This window comes from Paracoccus laeviglucosivorans, from assembly GCF_900182695.1.
Lineage (GTDB): Bacteria > Pseudomonadota > Alphaproteobacteria > Rhodobacterales > Rhodobacteraceae > Paracoccus > Paracoccus laeviglucosivorans.
This window is the reverse complement of sequence record NZ_FXTK01000016.1, coordinates 1-16,661: the sequence shown is the minus strand read 5'-3', so window position 1 is coordinate 16,661 and position 16,661 is coordinate 1. Positions and strand designations below refer to the sequence as shown.

Annotated in this window: 24 protein-coding genes and 2 pseudogenes; all 26 read left to right on the top strand. The window is 60.4% G+C overall.

Going from position 1 to position 16,661, the window contains the following annotated elements:
* The first annotated feature begins 2 nt into the window (after nt 1–2).
* The gene (gene fusA / locus FN835_RS15190; protein ID WP_142664081.1) at nt 3–2,126 is read left to right on the top strand and encodes an elongation factor G; all 2,124 of its coding nucleotides are present in this window, start codon (nt 3–5) and stop codon (nt 2,124–2,126) included.
* Between the two features lie 67 nt (nt 2,127–2,193).
* Entirely contained in the window at nt 2,194–3,369 is a 1,176-nt protein-coding gene (gene tuf, locus FN835_RS15185) for an elongation factor Tu (protein ID WP_142664080.1), read from the top strand.
* Nucleotides 3,370–3,765: 396 nt separating this feature from the next.
* A complete protein-coding gene (locus FN835_RS15180; RefSeq protein ID WP_142664079.1) occupies nt 3,766–4,599 on the top strand; it encodes a restriction endonuclease in 834 nt (277 codons plus the stop codon).
* 177 nt (nt 4,600–4,776) lie between these two features.
* Nucleotides 4,777–5,085 (top strand): 30S ribosomal protein S10, encoded by a 309-nt coding sequence (gene rpsJ, locus FN835_RS15175; protein ID WP_042247848.1) that lies wholly within the window; start codon nt 4,777–4,779, stop codon nt 5,083–5,085.
* A gap of 10 nt (nt 5,086–5,095) precedes the next feature.
* The gene (rplC, locus tag FN835_RS15170; protein ID WP_142664078.1) at nt 5,096–5,959 is read left to right on the top strand and encodes a 50S ribosomal protein L3; all 864 of its coding nucleotides are present in this window, start codon (nt 5,096–5,098) and stop codon (nt 5,957–5,959) included.
* Entirely contained in the window at nt 5,956–6,576 is a 621-nt protein-coding gene (gene rplD, locus FN835_RS15165; protein WP_142664077.1) for a 50S ribosomal protein L4, read from the top strand. Before rplC ends, rplD begins: the two co-directional genes overlap by 4 nt.
* Nucleotides 6,573–6,869 (top strand): 50S ribosomal protein L23, encoded by a 297-nt coding sequence (locus FN835_RS15160; RefSeq protein ID WP_142664076.1) that lies wholly within the window; start codon nt 6,573–6,575, stop codon nt 6,867–6,869. Before rplD ends, FN835_RS15160 begins: the two co-directional genes overlap by 4 nt.
* Nucleotides 6,870–6,963: 94 nt before the next feature.
* Nucleotides 6,964–7,800, top strand: coding sequence for a 50S ribosomal protein L2 (gene rplB / locus FN835_RS15155; RefSeq protein WP_142664075.1), 837 nt, complete (start codon nt 6,964–6,966; stop codon nt 7,798–7,800).
* 3 nt (nt 7,801–7,803) lie between these two features.
* On the top strand, nt 7,804–8,082 hold the full coding sequence (gene rpsS / locus FN835_RS15150) for a 30S ribosomal protein S19 (protein WP_142664074.1): 279 nt from the start codon (nt 7,804–7,806) through the stop codon (nt 8,080–8,082).
* 5 nt (nt 8,083–8,087) lie between these two features.
* Nucleotides 8,088–8,483 carry a 50S ribosomal protein L22 gene (gene rplV / locus FN835_RS15145; protein WP_142664073.1) on the top strand — a complete coding sequence of 132 codons (396 nt, stop codon included), beginning with the start codon at nt 8,088–8,090 and terminating at the stop codon, nt 8,481–8,483.
* Nucleotides 8,483–9,205, top strand: coding sequence for a 30S ribosomal protein S3 (rpsC, locus tag FN835_RS15140; RefSeq protein ID WP_142664072.1), 723 nt, complete (start codon nt 8,483–8,485; stop codon nt 9,203–9,205). The genes rplV and rpsC overlap by 1 nt, the downstream gene beginning before the upstream one ends.
* Nucleotides 9,206–9,217: 12 nt before the next feature.
* Nucleotides 9,218–9,631 carry a 50S ribosomal protein L16 gene (gene rplP / locus FN835_RS15135; RefSeq protein WP_142664071.1) on the top strand — a complete coding sequence of 138 codons (414 nt, stop codon included), beginning with the start codon at nt 9,218–9,220 and terminating at the stop codon, nt 9,629–9,631.
* 204 nt (nt 9,632–9,835) lie between these two features.
* Nucleotides 9,836–10,042, top strand: coding sequence for a 50S ribosomal protein L29 (gene rpmC, locus FN835_RS15130; protein WP_142664070.1), 207 nt, complete (start codon nt 9,836–9,838; stop codon nt 10,040–10,042).
* Nucleotides 10,043–10,054: 12 nt separating this feature from the next.
* A complete protein-coding gene (gene rpsQ, locus FN835_RS15125; RefSeq protein WP_142664069.1) occupies nt 10,055–10,294 on the top strand; it encodes a 30S ribosomal protein S17 in 240 nt (79 codons plus the stop codon).
* A 51-nt stretch (nt 10,295–10,345) separates the two neighbouring features.
* A complete protein-coding gene (gene rplN / locus FN835_RS15120; protein WP_022708219.1) occupies nt 10,346–10,714 on the top strand; it encodes a 50S ribosomal protein L14 in 369 nt (122 codons plus the stop codon).
* Nucleotides 10,714–11,019: a 50S ribosomal protein L24 gene (gene rplX / locus FN835_RS15115; RefSeq protein WP_142664068.1), complete on the top strand. Its 306-nt coding sequence runs from the start codon at nt 10,714–10,716 to the stop codon at nt 11,017–11,019. Before rplN ends, rplX begins: the two co-directional genes overlap by 1 nt.
* Nucleotides 11,019–11,579: a 50S ribosomal protein L5 gene (gene rplE / locus FN835_RS15110; protein ID WP_142664067.1), complete on the top strand. Its 561-nt coding sequence runs from the start codon at nt 11,019–11,021 to the stop codon at nt 11,577–11,579. The genes rplX and rplE overlap by 1 nt, the downstream gene beginning before the upstream one ends.
* An 18-nt stretch (nt 11,580–11,597) precedes the next feature.
* Entirely contained in the window at nt 11,598–11,903 is a 306-nt protein-coding gene (gene rpsN / locus FN835_RS15105) for a 30S ribosomal protein S14 (protein ID WP_142664066.1), read from the top strand.
* A 15-nt stretch (nt 11,904–11,918) separates the two neighbouring features.
* Nucleotides 11,919–12,311 (top strand): 30S ribosomal protein S8, encoded by a 393-nt coding sequence (gene rpsH / locus FN835_RS15100; RefSeq protein WP_142664065.1) that lies wholly within the window; start codon nt 11,919–11,921, stop codon nt 12,309–12,311.
* Nucleotides 12,312–12,322: 11 nt separating this feature from the next.
* The gene (gene rplF, locus FN835_RS15095) at nt 12,323–12,856 is read left to right on the top strand and encodes a 50S ribosomal protein L6 (protein ID WP_142664064.1); all 534 of its coding nucleotides are present in this window, start codon (nt 12,323–12,325) and stop codon (nt 12,854–12,856) included.
* A gap of 11 nt (nt 12,857–12,867) precedes the next feature.
* Nucleotides 12,868–13,227 (top strand): 50S ribosomal protein L18, encoded by a 360-nt coding sequence (rplR, locus tag FN835_RS15090; protein WP_142664063.1) that lies wholly within the window; start codon nt 12,868–12,870, stop codon nt 13,225–13,227.
* A gap of 109 nt (nt 13,228–13,336) precedes the next feature.
* Complete coding sequence (gene rpsE, locus FN835_RS15085; RefSeq protein ID WP_142664062.1) at nt 13,337–13,906, top strand: 30S ribosomal protein S5; 570 nt, start codon at nt 13,337–13,339, stop codon at nt 13,904–13,906.
* 12 nt (nt 13,907–13,918) lie between these two features.
* Nucleotides 13,919–14,107, top strand: a complete 189-nt coding sequence (rpmD, locus tag FN835_RS15080) for a 50S ribosomal protein L30 (protein WP_142664061.1) — start codon at nt 13,919–13,921, stop codon at nt 14,105–14,107.
* Between the two features lie 121 nt (nt 14,108–14,228).
* Complete coding sequence (locus tag FN835_RS15075) at nt 14,229–14,951, top strand: hypothetical protein (RefSeq protein ID WP_142664060.1); 723 nt, start codon at nt 14,229–14,231, stop codon at nt 14,949–14,951.
* A 455-nt stretch (nt 14,952–15,406) separates the two neighbouring features.
* A pseudogene (locus FN835_RS15070) lies at nt 15,407–15,794 on the top strand (IS21 family transposase); the annotation flags it as partial.
* A pseudogene (istB, locus tag FN835_RS15065) lies at nt 15,793–16,472 on the top strand (IS21-like element helper ATPase IstB). The pseudogenes FN835_RS15070 and istB, both read left to right, overlap by 2 nt.
* Nucleotides 16,473–16,661 lie beyond the last annotated feature (189 nt).

The following is a 16,661-nucleotide window of genomic DNA, read 5'->3' as shown; positions in this document are numbered from 1 at the left end:
TCATGGCACGGGAATATCCGCTCCAGCGTTACCGTAACTTCGGGATCATGGCCCACATCGACGCGGGCAAGACCACGACCACGGAACGCATTCTCTACTACACCGGCAAGTCCCACAAGATCGGCGAAGTCCATGACGGCGCCGCGACGATGGACTGGATGGAGCAGGAGCAGGAGCGGGGCATCACCATCACCTCGGCTGCGACGACCACTTTCTGGCAGCGCCAGGAAGATCCGACCACCGAAGGCACTTCGGACACGAAGTATCGCTTCAACATCATCGACACCCCCGGCCACGTTGACTTCACCATCGAAGTCGAACGCTCGCTGGCGGTGCTTGACGGTGCGATCTGCCTTCTGGACGCCAACGCAGGCGTCGAGCCCCAGACCGAGACCGTGTGGCGCCAAGCCGACCGTTACAAGGTTCCGCGGATCGTGTTCGTCAACAAGATGGACAAGATCGGCGCCGACTTCTTCAACTGCGTGAAGATGATCAAGGACCGGACCGGCGGCACCCCGTGCCCGATCGCTTTCCCGATCGGCGCCGAGGACAAGCTGGAAGGCATCGTCGACCTGATCAAGATGGAAGAGTGGGTCTATAAAGGCGAAGACCTTGGCGCAAGCTGGGTCCGTCAACCGATCCGCGAAGAGCTGCAGGATCTGGCCGACGAATGGCGCGGCAAGATGATCGAGCTGGCCGTCGAGCAAGACGACGACGCCATGGAAGCCTATCTGGAAGGCAACGAGCCCGACGAAGCAACCCTGCGCGGCCTGATCCGCAAAGGCACGCTGTCGCTTTCGTTCTTCCCGGTCACCGCTGGCTCGGCGTTCAAGAACAAGGGCGTGCAGCCCCTGCTGAACTCGGTCATCGACTTCCTGCCCTCGCCGCTGGACGTGCCCGCCTATATGGGCTTTGCACCGGGCGACGAGACCGAAGAGCGTAACATCGAGCGTCGTGCAGATGACGCCCAGCCCTTCTCGGGTCTGGCGTTCAAGATCATGAACGACCCCTTCGTCGGCTCGCTGACCTTTACGCGCCTGTATTCCGGCGTCCTGAAAAAGGGCGACCAGATGCTGAACGCGACCAAAGGCAAGCGTGAGCGCGTCGGCCGGATGATGATGATGCACTCGATCAACCGCGAGGAGATCGAAGAAGCCTTCGCAGGCGACATCATCGCGCTGGCAGGTCTGAAAGACACGACCACGGGCGACACCCTGTGCGATCCGGCCAAACCGGTGGTTCTGGAAACCATGACCTTCCCCGAGCCGGTGATCGAGATCGCCGTGGAACCGAAGTCGAAAGCCGACCAGGAGAAGATGGGCCTCGCGCTCGCTCGCCTGTCCGCTGAAGACCCGTCCTTCCGCGTCGAAACCGATCTGGAATCGGGTCAGACCATCATGAAGGGCATGGGCGAACTTCACCTCGACATCCTGGTCGACCGCATGAAGCGCGAGTTCAAGGTCGAGGCGAATATCGGCGCGCCGCAAGTGGCTTACCGCGAGACCATCTCGACCGCTGCCGAGATCGACTACACGCACAAGAAACAAACCGGTGGTACCGGCCAGTTCGCGCGCGTCAAACTGCAGATCACCCCGACCGAGCCGGGCGAAGGTTATTCGTTCGAATCGAAAATCGTCGGCGGCGCAGTGCCCAAGGAATACATTCCGGGCGTCGAAAAAGGCATCAAGTCGGTCATGGACTCGGGTCCGCTGGCAGGCTTCCCGGTGATCGACTTCAAGGTCGCGCTGACCGACGGTGCGTTCCACGACGTCGACTCCTCGGTGCTGGCCTTCGAAATCGCTGCTCGTGCAGGGATGCGTGAAGGTCTGCGCAAGGCCGGTGCGAAACTGCTGGAACCGATCATGAAGGTCGAAGTCGTGACGCCGGAAGAATATACCGGTTCGATCATCGGCGACCTGACCAGCCGTCGTGGTATGGTCCGTGGTCAGGACTCGCGCGGCAACGCGAACGTCATCGACGCTTTCGTGCCGCTGGCGAACATGTTCGGCTACATCAACAACCTGCGTTCGATGTCGTCGGGCCGCGCCGTGTTCACCATGCTGTTCGACCACTATGAGGCCGTGCCGCAGAACATCTCGGACGAGATCCAGAAGAAATACGCCTGATCGGGACGGCGGGGTGAACAGCCCCGCCTTCTCCTCATGAAATAACAAGCATTCAAGGAGCCCTGCTATGGCAAAGGCAAAGTTTGAACGTAACAAGCCGCACGTTAACATCGGGACCATTGGTCACGTTGACCACGGCAAGACGACGCTGACGGCTGCGATCACGAAGTATTTCGGCGAGTTCAAGGCTTACGACCAGATTGACGGCGCACCGGAAGAGCGTGCACGCGGCATCACGATCTCGACCGCGCACGTGGAATACGAGTCGGAATCGCGTCACTACGCCCACGTCGACTGCCCCGGCCACGCCGACTACGTGAAGAACATGATCACGGGTGCGGCGCAGATGGACGGCGCGATCCTGGTTGTGAACGCTGCTGACGGCCCGATGCCGCAGACGCGCGAACACATCCTGCTGGGCCGTCAGGTCGGCATTCCCTACATGGTCGTCTACCTGAACAAGGTCGACCAGGTGGATGACGCCGAGCTGCTGGAACTGGTCGAGATGGAAGTGCGCGAGCTGCTGTCCTCCTATGACTATCCGGGCGACGACATTCCGATCATCAAGGGTTCGGCTCTGGCCGCTCTGGAAGGTCGCGACGCGGAAATCGGCGAGAACTCGATCCGCGAACTGATCGCGGCTGTCGACAGCTACATCCCGACGCCCGAGCGCGCGGTTGACCAGCCGTTCCTGCTGCCGATCGAAGACGTGTTCTCGATCTCGGGCCGCGGTACGGTTGTGACCGGCCGGATCGAGCGTGGCGCTGTGAACGTGGGCGACGAACTGGAAATCGTGGGCATCCGCGACACCAAGAAAACCACCTGCACCGGCGTGGAAATGTTCCGCAAGCTGCTGGATCGCGGTGAGGCTGGCGACAACGTCGGCGTTCTGCTGCGCGGCATCGACCGTGACGGCGTCGAGCGTGGTCAGGTTCTGGTGAAGCCGAAATCGGTGACGCCGCACACGACCTTTGAAGCCGAGGCCTATATCCTGACCAAGGAAGAAGGCGGCCGCCACACGCCGTTCTTCGGCAACTACCGCCCGCAGTTCTACTTCCGCACGACGGACGTGACCGGGACGGTGAAGCTGCCGGAAGGCACCGAGATGGTGATGCCGGGCGACAACCTGAAGTTCGAAGTCGAGCTGATCGCACCGATCGCGATGGAAGAGAAGCTGCGCTTCGCCATCCGCGAAGGCGGCCGCACCGTCGGCGCAGGCGTCGTGTCGAAGATCATCAAGTGATGATCTGACGCGCCAGACCGGTCGTGTCGAAGATCATCAAGTAAGCATCGCTTGCTGGCTGATCGTGAGACGCGCCCCCATGGATGCGTCGAAGATCCTGATCTGAGATCGGGGCGCGGTGAACCGCGCCCCTTTCGCTTTCGCCGGGTGATCCGCCTGCGGATATCATGGCGACGCAGGGCCGCTCCGAATGGGGCGGCCTTTTCGCCTGCGCCAATATCGCGTGAGTGTTTGGGAAACGAAGAAGGATGAAGGAGGCGGGGAGGGTAGGTATTTGGGAAACGGTGAAGGGGAAATAGCCGCTACCCCAGGGGGGCGTCCCGCATAGAGTTACTCTAACAAAGTTTGCAGTCGGGTTTTGAATGACGACGCCAAGCGCATCTGTCGGAGAGAAGTATGTTGGATGAGCGGCCTTGGATCTTGTATTTTCCGATACTGATAGGCTTGGGTTATGCAGTTTTGGGACCAACTGGTGCGTTGATCGGGCTAGCTGCCGGCATGGTCATCCATAGTCGTACAGAACGAGCAAGGTCGGAGCGTACGGAGCGCTACAGGGTCGAACGGGAACGACTAGATCTGCGCGAGCTACTTATCGCGACGCTTCGCAAAAGGCTTGCAGACGTAGAGGAAAAAGTTGTTCGAACCTATTTTGTGACTGTGACATACAGTCACATGGATGTGGAAAATGAAGATCGGTTCCACAAAGAGATTGTTGAGTTTCTGGAGAGTGGCCTAACTCCCTTTGAGCGCAAAATCTTGGCTGAAGAGCGCATGACGCTGAAGCAGTTTTATCATCAGCATTTGGCGTCAGCGCTATTAAAAACGTGCCGCCAACAAGCGAATACTTCACCGGCGTCTTTTGCGGTTTGCTCGGTGGAGACAAGAAGCAATCAGTCGAGAGGAATTGCCTTCGAGACCTGGTGCCAGCAGCAGCTTCAGGCTGCAGGGTGGTCCGTAAGTCCGACATCCAAGTCTGGCGACCAGGGCGTGGATCTGGTGATTACACGGCACGGGCAAACCGGTGTTGTCCAGTGCAAATTGCATGAAAAACCGGTAGGCAACGATGCGGTGCAGCAGGTCAGTGCCGGGCGGCCGCACTATCGAGCGCATTTTGCTATCGTTGTCGCAAAAAGCGGGTATACGCGCTCTGCGCGCACGCTTGCAGAGAGCAATGGCGTCGAACTGCTGCATCCGAACCAACTCTCGCGGTATCGAAGAAGCATATCTTGACATACCCCCTGACCTAAGGCAAAAGCCCCCATCGCCACCGGTCTGTCAAGAATCGGTTGCATTCTGTCGGGCCGCCAAGTAATGGGGCGGCCTGCACTTATTTTATACGGTTCGACGCTGGCGGCGCGTGGTGCGTTGTCAGCCTCTCAACTGGAACTCCCCGCAAGAGGGATGTCTATGCAAAGCCAGAATATCCGCATCCGGCTCAAGGCGTTCGACTATCGCGTTCTGGATGCCAGCACGCAGGAAATCGTGAACACCGCCAAGCGCACCGGCGCTACCGTCCGTGGTCCGATTCCGCTGCCGAACAAGATCGAGAAATTCACCGTTCTGCGCGGTCCGCACATCGACAAGAAGTCGCGCGACCAGTGGGAAATCCGTACGCACAAGCGTCTTCTCGACATCGTTGACCCGACCCCCCAGACCGTGGACGCGCTGATGAAGCTCGACCTCGCCGCTGGCGTGGACGTCGAGATCAAAGTCTAAGGAGGCTCACATGCTGCGGACTGGTGTTATCGCCAAGAAGCTGGGCATGACCCGGCTGTTCCTTGAAGACGGGCGTCAAGTTCCCGTCACCGTTCTGCACGTCGATAACGTGCAGGTCATCGCTCAGCGCACGACCGAGAAAGACGGTTACGTGGCTCTGCAGCTCGGCGCGGGCGAGGCGAAAGCCAAACGCACGACTGCCGCTCTGCGTGGTCACTTCGCAAAAGCGAATGTCGCCCCCAAGCGCAAGATCGCGGAATTCCGCGTTGCCGCCGAAAACCTGGTCGAAGTGGGCGAAGAAATCATCGCCGACCACTACTTCGCGGGTCAGTTCGTCGACATCGCCGGCACCTCGATCGGTAAAGGCTTTGCCGGTGCGATGAAGCGTCACAACTTCGGTGGTCTGCGCGCCTCGCACGGTGTGTCGATCTCGCACCGTTCGCACGGTTCGACCGGCCAGTGCCAGGACCCCGGCAAGGTGTTCAAAGGCAAGAAGATGGCTGGCCATCTTGGTGCCGTTCGCGTCACCACGCAGAACCTGCAAGTCGTCCGCACCGACGCCGACCGCGGCCTGATCATGGTCAAAGGTTCGGTCCCCGGTTCGAAAGGCGGCTGGGTCACCATCAAGGATGCCGTGAAGAAGCCGCTGGCTGAAACCACGATCTATCCGGCTGCGACCCGTTCGAAAGCCAAAGAAGCCGCCCGTCTGGCCGAAGAAGCCGCTGCCGCTGCAGCAGCCGAGGAAGAAGCAGCCCGCAAGGCCGCTGCTGAAGCCGAAGCCGCCGCGCAAGAGGCCGCTCTGGCCGAGGCCGAAGCTTCGATCGCTGCCGACAAGGCCGACGACAACGCCGCGCCCGAAGGAGACAAGCAATGAAACTTGATGTGATCTCGCTCGACGCCGGTAAAGCCGGTGACATCGATCTGAGCGATGACATCTTCGGTCTGGAGCCTCGTGCCGACCTGCTGCACCGTGTGGTGCGCTGGCAGCGTGCGAAGGCTCAGCAGGGCACCCACTCGGTGCTGGGCAAGTCGGATGTCAGCTACTCGACCAAGAAGATCTATCGCCAGAAAGGCACCGGCGGCGCACGTCACGGTTCCCGCAAGGCGCCGACCTTCCGTCACGGTGGCGTCTACAAGGGTCCGACCCCGCGTTCGCACGCCTTCGATCTGCCGAAGAAAGTCCGCGCGCTTGGCCTGAAGCACGCTCTGTCCGCGAAATTCGCGGCGGGTGAGCTGGTCATCGTGGACAGCCTGAACATTGCCGAAGCCAAAACCTCGGCCGTTGCCAAAGCGGTCAAGGAAAACGGCTGGAAGCGCGTTCTGGTGATCGACGGTGCCGAAGTGAACGAGAACTTCGCCCGTGCCGCCCGCAACCTGGAAGGCGTCGATGTGCTGCCGTCCATGGGTGCAAACGTCTATGACATCCTGCGTCGCGACACCCTTGTGCTGACGCGCGCTGGTGTCGAAGCTCTGGAGGCTCGTCTGAAATGACCACGAAGCCCGAACATTACGACGTGATCGTGAAGCCGCTGATCACCGAGAAAGCGACGCTGGTGTCCGACGCCAACGCTTACGTTTTCCAAGTGGCCAAGGATTCGAACAAGCCCGCGATCAAAGAAGCGGTCGAAGCTCTGTTCAACGTCAAGGTGAAAGCGGTCAACACCACGATCACCAAAGGCAAGACCAAGCGTTTCAAGGGCCGCCCCGGCGTGCGCTCGGACGTGAAGAAAGCCTATGTGACGCTTGAAGCTGGCAACAGCATCGACGTGTCGACCGGTCTCTGATAAGAGACTGCGAATCGACGGCCCCGGCAACGGGGCCGTTGCCTTTTGACTGAAACGGACCAGCAACGGTCCAAAGCAACGGAAGACAGAAAGCATGGCACTCAAGTCGTATAAACCGACGACGCCTGGCCAGCGTGGGCTGGTTCTGATCGACCGTTCGGAGCTTTGGAAAGGGCGCCCGGTCAAATCCCTCACCGAGGGTTTGACCAAGAACGGCGGCCGGAACAACACCGGACGGATCACGATGCGTCGCAAGGGCGGCGGGGCGAAACGCCTCTACCGCATCGTTGACTTCAAACGCACCAAGTTCGATGTTTCGGCGACCGTCGAGCGGATCGAATACGATCCCAACCGCACGGCGTTCATCGCGCTTATCAAATACGAAGACGGCGAGCAGGCCTACATCCTTGCTCCGCAGCGTCTGGCTATCGGTGACAAGGTCATCGCCGGCAGCAAGGTTGACGTGAAGCCCGGCAACGCGATGCCCTTCTCGGGTATGCCGATCGGCACGATCGTCCACAACGTCGAGCTGAAGCCCGGCAAAGGCGGCCAGATCGCCCGTTCGGCAGGCACCTATGCCCAGTTCGTCGGTCGTGACGGTGGCTATGCCCAGATCCGCCTGTCCTCGGGCGAGCTGCGCATGGTGCGTCAGGAATGCATGGCAACCATCGGCGCCGTGTCGAACTCGGACCACTCGAACCAGAACCTGGGTAAAGCGGGCCGCAACCGTCACAAGGGCATCCGCCCGAGCGTCCGCGGTGTTGCAATGAACCCGATCGACCACCCGCATGGTGGTGGTGAAGGCCGCACCTCCGGTGGTCGTCACCCGGTCACGCCCTGGGGCAAAGGCACCAAGGGCAACAAGACCCGCACGAACAAGTCGACCGACAAGTATATCCTGCGGTCGCGCAACGCGAAGAAGGGGCGCTAATCCATGGCACGTTCTATTTGGAAGGGCCCCTTTGTTGACGCATACGTGCTTCGCAAGGCGGAAAAAGCCCGCGAGTCCGGCAAGTCGGATGTCATCAAGATCTGGTCGCGTCGTTCGACCATTCTGCCGCAGTTTGTCGGCCTGACCTTCGGCGTCTACAACGGCCAGAAGCACATCCCGGTCGCCGTGACCGAGGAGATGATCGGCCAGAAGTTTGGTGAATACTCGCCGACGCGGACCTATTACGGTCACGCCGCCGACAAGAAAGCGAAAAGGAAGTAATCCCCATGGGTAAGGAACAGAATCCGCGCCGCGTGGCGGAGAACGAGGCGTTTGCGAAGACCAAGATGCTTCGCACCTCGCCGCAGAAGCTGAATCTGGTTGCGGCGCTGATCCGTGGCAAGAAGGTGGACAAGGCTCTGGCCGACCTCACCTTCTCGCACAAGCGTGTCGCGGGCGACGTGAAGAAATGCCTTCAGTCGGCCATCGCCAACGCCGAAAACAACCACAACCTGGACGTCGATAACCTGATCGTCGCCGAAGCCTGGGTTGGCAAGAACCTGGTCATGAAACGCGGTCGCCCGCGCGCCCGTGGCCGTTACGGCAAGATCATGAAGCCGTTTTCGGAAATCACCATCAAGGTTCGCCAGGTCGAGACCGTCGAAGCAGGGGAGCGTGCGTAATGGGTCAGAAGGTAAACCCCATCGGGATGCGTCTTCAGGTCAACCGCACCTGGGACAGCCGCTGGTATGCGGATGACAAGGATTACGGCAACCTGTTGCTGGAAGACCTGAAAATCCGTGACTTCGTTCATAACGAGGCCAAGCAGGCAGGCGTCAGCCGCGTCATCATCGAGCGTCCGCACAAAAAGTGCCGCGTCACGATCTATGCCGCGCGTCCGGGTGTCATCATCGGCAAAAAAGGTGCCGATATTGAAACCCTGCGCAAGAAGCTGACGAACTTCACCGCTTCGGAACTGCACCTGAACATCGTTGAGGTCCGCAAGCCCGAACTGGACGCCCAACTGGTCGCCGAGTCGATCGCTCAGCAGCTTGAGCGCCGCGTTTCGTTCCGTCGCGCCATGAAGCGTGCGGTTCAGAACGCCATGCGCATGGGCGCACTGGGCATCCGTGTGAACGTTTCGGGCCGTCTTGGCGGTGCCGAGATCGCACGGACCGAGTGGTATCGCGAAGGCCGTGTGCCGCTGCACACCCTGCGCGCCGACATCGACTATGCGCTGTCGGAAGCGACGACCCCCTACGGGATCATCGGTGTGAAGACCTGGATCTTCAAAGGCGAGATCATGGAACATGATCCGCAGGCCCGTGACCGTCGCGCGACCGAAGCGCAGGATGGCCCGGCTCCTCGCGGACCGCGTCGTGATCGCGACCGCGACGCGCGCTAAGGAGAAACGACAATGCTGCAACCGAAACGGACGAAGTTCCGCAAACAGCACAAGGGCCGGATCCACGGCGAAGCCAAGGGCGGTTTTGCCCTGAACTTCGGTTCCTACGCGCTGAAGGCCACCGAGCCGGAGCGTGTGACCGCCCGCCAGATCGAAGCGGCCCGCCGCGCGATCACCCGCCACATGAAGCGTCAGGGCCGCGTCTGGATCCGGATTTTCCCGGACCTGCCGGTTTCCTCGAAGCCGACCGAAGTGCGGATGGGTAAAGGTAAAGGTTCGGTGGATTACTGGGCCGCCCGCGTCCACCCCGGCCGCATCATGTTCGAAATCGACGGCGTGTCCGACGAGATCGCGCGTGAAGCCCTGCGCCTGGGCGCCAACAAACTGCCGGTTCTGACCCGCATCGTTGCGCGCGAAGACTGGTAAGGCCAAGGGCGAATGCCCGGAAAGCCTGAAAACAAAGGCCCGCCGCGCAAGTGGCGGGCCGCGTCATTTGTGGCCTTTCTGTGAATAAGGCTTGCAAAAAAGGGGGCAGACCTGTATGGGCAAGCCTTCATCATGAAACTCCACCGGAATCAGGGTGGCCTTGCGCAGCAAGGGCCCTCCGGTGATGTTGAAAGGAAGAGGCGCATGAAAGCGCAAGAACTTAAAGACAAGACGCCGGATCAGCTGAAAGAGCAGCTGCTCTCGCTGAAAAAGGAAGCGTTCAACCTGCGCTTCCAACAGGCCACCGGCCAACTGGAATCGACCGCTCGTATGCGTGCCGTCAAACGTGACGTTGCCCGCGTGAAAACGATTCTGAACCAGAAAGCGGCGCAAGCCGCTGCGTCGAACTAAGGAGCCCGGTCCATGCCCAAACGCATCCTGCAAGGCAAGGTCGTCAGCGACAAGAACGAACAGACCGTCACCGTTCTGGTCGAGCGTCGCTTCAAGCACCCGCTGCTGCACAAAACCGTGCGGTCGTCCAAGAAATACCGCGCACATGACGCGGAGAACCAGTTCAAGGTCGGCGATACCGTTCGCATCATCGAATGCGCGCCGATCTCGAAAACCAAGCGTTGGACCGTTCTGGTTGACGCAACCGTCTAATCGAAACCCTGGGGCCGCATCGCGCGGTCCCCAAAGGTCGGGAGTAACCCTATGATCCAGATGCAGACCAATCTGGATGTTGCTGACAACTCCGGCGCTCGCCGGGTTCAGTGCATCAAGGTCCTGGGTGGTTCGCACCGTCGCTATGCGTCGGTGGGCGACATCATTGTCGTCTCCGTCAAGGAAGCCATTCCTCGGGGCCGCGTGAAGAAAGGTGACGTTCGCAAGGCCGTCGTCGTTCGGACCGCAAAAGAAGTGAACCGTGAAGACGGCACCTCGATCCGTTTTGACCGCAACGCTGCCGTCATCCTGAACAACCAGGGTGAGCCGGTTGGCACGCGTATCTTCGGGCCGGTGGTTCGTGAACTTCGCGCCAAGAACTTCATGAAGATCATCTCGCTTGCGCCGGAGGTGCTGTGATGGCTGCCAAGCTGAAAAAAGGCGACAAGGTCGTCGTCCTTGCCGGCAAGGACAAGGGCAAGCAGGGCGAGATCGCGGCTGTGTTCCCGAAAGAGAACAAGGCTGTGGTTGACGGCGTCAACATCGCCATCCGTCACACCCGTCAGACCCAGACGTCGCAAGGCGGCCGCGTGGCGAAAGCCATGCCGATCGACCTGTCGAACCTGTCGCTGATGGACAAGAACGGCAAAGCGACCCGCGTCGGCTTCCGCGAAGAAGACGGCAAGAAAGTCCGCTTCGCCAAGACCACGGGAGACGTGATCTGATGCTGGACCAAGCCACCTACACCCCGCGTCTCAAGTCGCTTTTCAAGGACAGCATCCGCGCTGCCCTGAAAGAAGAGTTCGGCTATAAGAACGACATGCAGATCCCCCGTCTGGACAAGATCGTCCTGAACATGGGCATCGGCGAGGCCGTCAAGGACACCAAGAAAGTCAAGCAAGGCGCCGAAGAGCTGTCGCTCATCGCTGGCCAGAAGGCTGTCGTCACCCATGCGAAAAAGTCGATCGCCGGCTTCCGCGTGCGTGAAGAGATGCCTCTGGGTGCGAAAGTGACGCTGCGCGGCGACCGGATGTATGAATTCTTGGACCGTCTGATCAACATCGCACTGCCCCGCGTCCGCGACTTCCGCGGCGTGAAAGGCACCTCTTTCGACGGTCGTGGCAACTATGCCATGGGCTTGAAAGAGCACATCGTTTTCCCGGAAATCAACTTCGACAAGGTCGACGAAGTTCTGGGGATGGACATCATCATCTGCACCACCGCGCCGACCGACGCGGAAGCGAAGTCGCTGTTGAAGCATTTCAACATGCCGTTCAACAGCTGATCGCGGAGGGAAGAAGATATGGCTAAGAAATCCATGGTCGAGCGCGAGAAGAAGCGCGAGAAACTGGTTCAGAAATACGCTGCAAAGCGTGCCGCTCTGAACGAAGTTGTCCACGACCAGTCCCGCCCGATGGAAGAGCGCTTCAAGGCCAGCCTGAAACTGGCTGAACTGCCGCGCAATTCCTCGGCGACGCGTCTGCACAACCGGTGCCAACTGACCGGTCGTCCGCACGCATACTATCGGAAACTGAAACTGTCGCGGATCATGCTGCGCGAGCTTGGCTCGTTCGGTCAGATCCCCGGCATGGTCAAGTCCAGCTGGTAAGGGGCATATACAATGATGAACGATCCGCTCGGCGATATGCTGACCCGCATCCGCAATGCTCAGATGCGCGGCAAATCGACCGTCCGCACCCCGGCCTCCAAGCTGCGCGCTTGGGTTCTGGACGTGCTGAAAGCTGAAGGCTACATCCGCGGCTATGAGAACGTGACTTCCGAGTCCGGCCATGCCGAGATTGAAATCAGCCTGAAATACTACGAAGGCACCCCGGTCATCCGCGAACTCGCGCGTGTGTCCAAACCCGGTCGCCGGGTTTACGCCTCGGTCAAGGAAATCCCGTCGGTCCGCAACGGCCTGGGTGTTTCCATCGTCTCGACGCCGAAAGGTGTCATGTCGGACGCAGCAGCACGCAATGCCAACGTTGGCGGCGAAGTGCTCTGCACCGTGTTCTAAGGAGGGCAGAGATGTCTCGGATTGGTAAAAAACCGGTCGCCCTCCCGCAAGGCGTGACCGCGGAGATCAAAGGTCAGACGATCGAAGTGAAAGGCCCGAAAGGCGCCCGCAGCTTCACCGCGACCGATGATGTGACCCTGTCGCTGGAAGACGGCGCTGTGAAAGTGACCCCCCGTGGCCTTTCCAAGCGTGCGCGCCAGCAGTGGGGCATGACCCGCTCGATGGTGGAAAACCTGACGGTTGGTGTCAGCACCGGCTTCAAGAAAGAGCTTGAGATCCAGGGTGTGGGTTACCGCGCCTCGATGCAGGGCAAAACCCTGAAACTGGCTCTGGGCTATTCGCACGACGTGAACTTCGAAACGCCCGATGGCGTGACCATCACCTCGCCGAAGCAGACCGAAATCGTGATCGAAGGCATCGACCAGCAACAGGTCGGCCAGGTCGCGGCAAACATCCGTGAGTGGCGCCAGCCCGAGCCCTACAAGGGCAAAGGCATCCGCTACAAGGGTGAGGTCGTCTTCCGCAAGGAAGGCAAGAAGAAGTAAAGGGGCGCAAAATGGCACTGACGAAAAGAGAGCTGTTCCTGAAGCGCCGCCTGCGCGTGCGGAACAAACTGCGGGCAATCTCGGACGGTCGTCCGCGTCTGTCCGTTCACCGTTCTTCCAAGAACATCAGCGTCCAGCTGATCGACGACGTGAAAGGGGTCACCCTGGCCTCGGCCTCGTCGCTGGAAAAAGATCTGGGCGTTGTTGGCAAGAACAACCTGGAAGCTGCGGCGAAAATCGGTTCGGCCATTGCCGAGCGCGCCAAGGCAGCAGGCGTCGATACGGTCATCTTCGACCGCGGCGGCTTCCTGTTCCACGGCAAGATCAAGGCACTGGCAGACGCAGCCCGCGAAGGCGGTCTGAAGTTCTGATCCTGTGGGCGGCGGTTTCGCCGTCCCGATGATCCGGGGGCGTCCTTATGGGGCGCCCACTTGGATTGAATGAAACGGCGCTTTGCGCCAACCTGTGAAGGGATGCCTTATGGCAGAACGTGAAAACAACCGTCGGGGTCGCCGCGAAGAGCGCGAAGAGACCCCGGAATTCGCCGACCGTTTGGTCGCGATCAACCGTGTGTCGAAAACCGTCAAGGGTGGTAAGCGCTTCGGCTTTGCTGCTTTGGTCGTTGTCGGCGATCAGCGCGGCCGTGTCGGTTTCGGCAAGGGTAAAGCGAAAGAAGTGCCCGAGGCGATCCGCAAGGCGACCGAACAGGCGAAACGCGGCCTGATCCGCGTGCCGCTGCGCGATGGCCGCACGCTGCATCACGACATCGAAGGCCGTCACGGCGCCGGTAAAGTGATCATGCGGACTGCCGTTCCGGGGACCGGGATCATCGCCGGTGGTCCGATGCGTGCCGTGTTCGAGATGCTGGGCGTTCAGGACGTTGTTGCGAAATCGCAAGGTTCGCAGAACCCCTACAACATGATCCGCGCCACCATCGACGGTCTGAAAAAGGAAGCCTCGCCCCGCAACGTCGCACAGCGTCGTGGCAAGAAAGTGGCCGAGATCCTTCCTTCGAACGACAAGCCGGCTGCTGAAGCCGTCGAAGCGTAAGGAACGGATAACATGGCAAAAACCATCGTCGTGAAGCAGATCGGCTCGCCGATCCGCCGCCCCGCCATCCAGCGTGAGACGCTGAAAGGTCTGGGCCTGAACAAGATGAACCGCACCCGCGAGCTGGAAGATACCCCGGCTGTCCGCGGCATGGTCGCCAAGATCCCGCATCTGGCCGTCATCGTCGAAGAGCGCGGCTGATTTTCAGCCCGGCTTTTGGAAATGGAACGCCCCGAGGTTTCCTCGGGGCGTTTTCTTTTGCGCATTAACCTTTCGCTAACGACGCGCGGCTAGTTTTGGCTAGGAATCGAAAGGGCATGGCGTGGCGCGCATTCTGGCGGTTTTTCTGATCCTGTTGGCGCATCCTGCGCTGGCGGGCCCATGGCCCCGAGAGGAGGGCGGGGTGTTTCTGTCCTTCTCGGGTGAGCGGGACCGGGACGGAAACAGCTATGCCGGGCTTTACACCGAATACGGTCTGTCGCCGCGCACGACGCTGGGGCTGGAGCTGGGCCGTGCCAATGCGGGCGAGACCAACGTGATGATCTGGTGGCAGCGTGCGTTGGACCGGGGGCAGGGCGCAAATCGTTTCACCATTTCCTCTGGTCTTGGCGCTGTTCAGCGCGACGGAGAGGTGATGCCGGTGGCCCAGATGGGCGCTGCATGGGGTCGGGGGCTGGATGGCTTGCCGCTGCTGCAGCACATCCCCGGCGGCGGCTGGCTGGCGGTCGAGGGGCGGGTGAAGGTCGCGGGCGCGACCGAAACCGCGCGGATCGATCAAGGTCTTACCAGTGTCGAGATCGCCTATCTGACCCCCGAAACCACGACCAAGGCCGAGGTGACGCTGGGCCTGCGTCCCTTTGACCGGCTGATGTTGATCAACCAGTTCCGCTTCGAGAAGCGTGAGGACACGGGCTTTTCCAGCAAGCTTGCCACATCTGTCGTGCGTGATCTGTGGGGGCCTGCGAAGGTTGAACTGGGCGTCATCACACCGCTTTCCGGGCAGGGAGAGGAGGCTGTGAAGCTGGGGACTTGGTTCGAGTTCTGAAAAGCACAGCGCCGTGTTTTTGTCGTATCTGTCTGATTTAGCGTAGTTCGTGCTGCGGCGTGCGTTTCAAATGATTTCTGAATGGCGCGATCTGGATCAGTAGGATGAAGGAAGCAGGCGACTTGTCGGAACCTCCGGGAATCGCATTCTGGCCGCGAGTCAGGCGTTGGACAATGCGCGACAGGTCGGCAAATCGCGGATGCATCCGAAACTGGATGATCCGCGGGTGGTGGACAACCTTATCCTGCCCAAGATTACCTCGCGCTTTCGACTGGAAAGCGGCGATCGGGTCTTCACCATCGGCTCGTGTTTAGCGCGCGAGCTCGGGTGTGTTTCGGCATTCAATCTTGACCCCTTAGGCGGGGTATCGGCGCCCAATTTTGACGCCCCTGATGTTTTGTCAGACCGTTCGCTGAGGGTCAGCGAGCGGAGGGGGAGATGAAGCGGGTGGCCAATACAACCGCCGCTTTCTGCAGATGTGCAGCCATTACCTGGTTCAGCCGCCGTCCATTGGGCTCGAACCAATGGCGCCGCAATGAACGGCCTTGCACCCCGGCTTCCGGGTGGGAGAAGGGCCAGGTCGAGAACCAGGTCGGGCTGGTGCGGGAGCGCTTCTTCACGCCGCGTCTGCGAGTAAAGAGCCTCGACGAGCTGAACGCATGGTTGCTCGACAAATGCGTGGCCTATGCCAAGACCCATCGCCATCCCGAGGAAAGCGGGAAGGCGGTCTGGGAGATGTTCGAGGCGGAACGCCCGCACCTTGTGCCCTATGCCGGACCCTTCGACGGCTTCCACAGCGTTCCGGCCTCGGTGGCGAAGACCTGCACGGTGCGGTTCGACAATCAAGCGTCAGCACGAACCACCCCGGATTGTCGGCGATCTGCTGCAGTCGGAGATCGCGGAGATCGAGCCAGCGTGTCGCCATCGGTTCCAGACCGCTGGCGAGGGGCACGATCCATCCGCTATCAACTGACCGTCGCCAAGCTGCCCTTGGCAAAAGACATCGAGGAGTTCGACTTTACCGGCACGCCGATCAACGAGGGTCTGGTGCGTGACCTCAGCACCGGCAACTTCGTTGCCGACCAGCGCAACGTCGTGCTGATCGGCGGCACCGGAACCGGCAAGACCCACCTCGCCATTGCCATAGCGCGCGCCCTGATCCGGGGCGGCACCCGCGGACGCTTCTTCAACGTCGTCGACCTTGTGAACCGCCTGGAGACCGAGACCCGTAGCGGCAAGCAGGGTCGCATGGCCGATTACTTGACCCGCCTCGACTTCGTCATCCTGGACGAACTTGGCTATCTGCCCTTCGCCCAGTCCGGCGGTCAGCTGCTATTCCACCTCATCAGCCGCCTCTACGAGCGCACCTCGATCATCGTCACCACGAACCTTGCCTTCGGCGAATGGCCGACGGTCTTCGGCGATGCCAAGATGACCACGGCGCTCCTCGATCGGCTCACCCATCATTGCGAGATCATCGAGACTGGCAACGAGTCTTGGCGCTTCAAGAACCGCGCATAACCGGGGCCTGACCCGCCTCCACCATTAATCAGTTCCGTCGGATCAGGCCCCGGAACAAACCGCATTAAGGGGGTCAATTTTGGACGCCGATGAGGGGGGTGCGGACAAAATGTTGGACTGTTTTTACGGTATAAGGCCGAGGCTTTTACGGTATTCGATCGGGCTGCGGCCACCAAGTGACATCTTGAT

Coding starts and splice junctions, on each gene's coding strand:
- fusA (WP_142664081.1), top strand. CDS start 3: ATGGCACGGGAATATCCGCTCCAGCGTTACCGTAACTTCGGGATCATG.
- tuf (WP_142664080.1), top strand. CDS start 2,194: ATGGCAAAGGCAAAGTTTGAACGTAACAAGCCGCACGTTAACATCGGG.
- FN835_RS15180 (WP_142664079.1), top strand. CDS start 3,766: ATGTTGGATGAGCGGCCTTGGATCTTGTATTTTCCGATACTGATAGGC.
- rpsJ (WP_042247848.1), top strand. CDS start 4,777: ATGCAAAGCCAGAATATCCGCATCCGGCTCAAGGCGTTCGACTATCGC.
- rplC (WP_142664078.1), top strand. CDS start 5,096: ATGCTGCGGACTGGTGTTATCGCCAAGAAGCTGGGCATGACCCGGCTG.
- rplD (WP_142664077.1), top strand. CDS start 5,956: ATGAAACTTGATGTGATCTCGCTCGACGCCGGTAAAGCCGGTGACATC.
- FN835_RS15160 (WP_142664076.1), top strand. CDS start 6,573: ATGACCACGAAGCCCGAACATTACGACGTGATCGTGAAGCCGCTGATC.
- rplB (WP_142664075.1), top strand. CDS start 6,964: ATGGCACTCAAGTCGTATAAACCGACGACGCCTGGCCAGCGTGGGCTG.
- rpsS (WP_142664074.1), top strand. CDS start 7,804: ATGGCACGTTCTATTTGGAAGGGCCCCTTTGTTGACGCATACGTGCTT.
- rplV (WP_142664073.1), top strand. CDS start 8,088: ATGGGTAAGGAACAGAATCCGCGCCGCGTGGCGGAGAACGAGGCGTTT.
- rpsC (WP_142664072.1), top strand. CDS start 8,483: ATGGGTCAGAAGGTAAACCCCATCGGGATGCGTCTTCAGGTCAACCGC.
- rplP (WP_142664071.1), top strand. CDS start 9,218: ATGCTGCAACCGAAACGGACGAAGTTCCGCAAACAGCACAAGGGCCGG.
- rpmC (WP_142664070.1), top strand. CDS start 9,836: ATGAAAGCGCAAGAACTTAAAGACAAGACGCCGGATCAGCTGAAAGAG.
- rpsQ (WP_142664069.1), top strand. CDS start 10,055: ATGCCCAAACGCATCCTGCAAGGCAAGGTCGTCAGCGACAAGAACGAA.
- rplN (WP_022708219.1), top strand. CDS start 10,346: ATGATCCAGATGCAGACCAATCTGGATGTTGCTGACAACTCCGGCGCT.
- rplX (WP_142664068.1), top strand. CDS start 10,714: ATGGCTGCCAAGCTGAAAAAAGGCGACAAGGTCGTCGTCCTTGCCGGC.
- rplE (WP_142664067.1), top strand. CDS start 11,019: ATGCTGGACCAAGCCACCTACACCCCGCGTCTCAAGTCGCTTTTCAAG.
- rpsN (WP_142664066.1), top strand. CDS start 11,598: ATGGCTAAGAAATCCATGGTCGAGCGCGAGAAGAAGCGCGAGAAACTG.
- rpsH (WP_142664065.1), top strand. CDS start 11,919: ATGAACGATCCGCTCGGCGATATGCTGACCCGCATCCGCAATGCTCAG.
- rplF (WP_142664064.1), top strand. CDS start 12,323: ATGTCTCGGATTGGTAAAAAACCGGTCGCCCTCCCGCAAGGCGTGACC.
- rplR (WP_142664063.1), top strand. CDS start 12,868: ATGGCACTGACGAAAAGAGAGCTGTTCCTGAAGCGCCGCCTGCGCGTG.
- rpsE (WP_142664062.1), top strand. CDS start 13,337: ATGGCAGAACGTGAAAACAACCGTCGGGGTCGCCGCGAAGAGCGCGAA.
- rpmD (WP_142664061.1), top strand. CDS start 13,919: ATGGCAAAAACCATCGTCGTGAAGCAGATCGGCTCGCCGATCCGCCGC.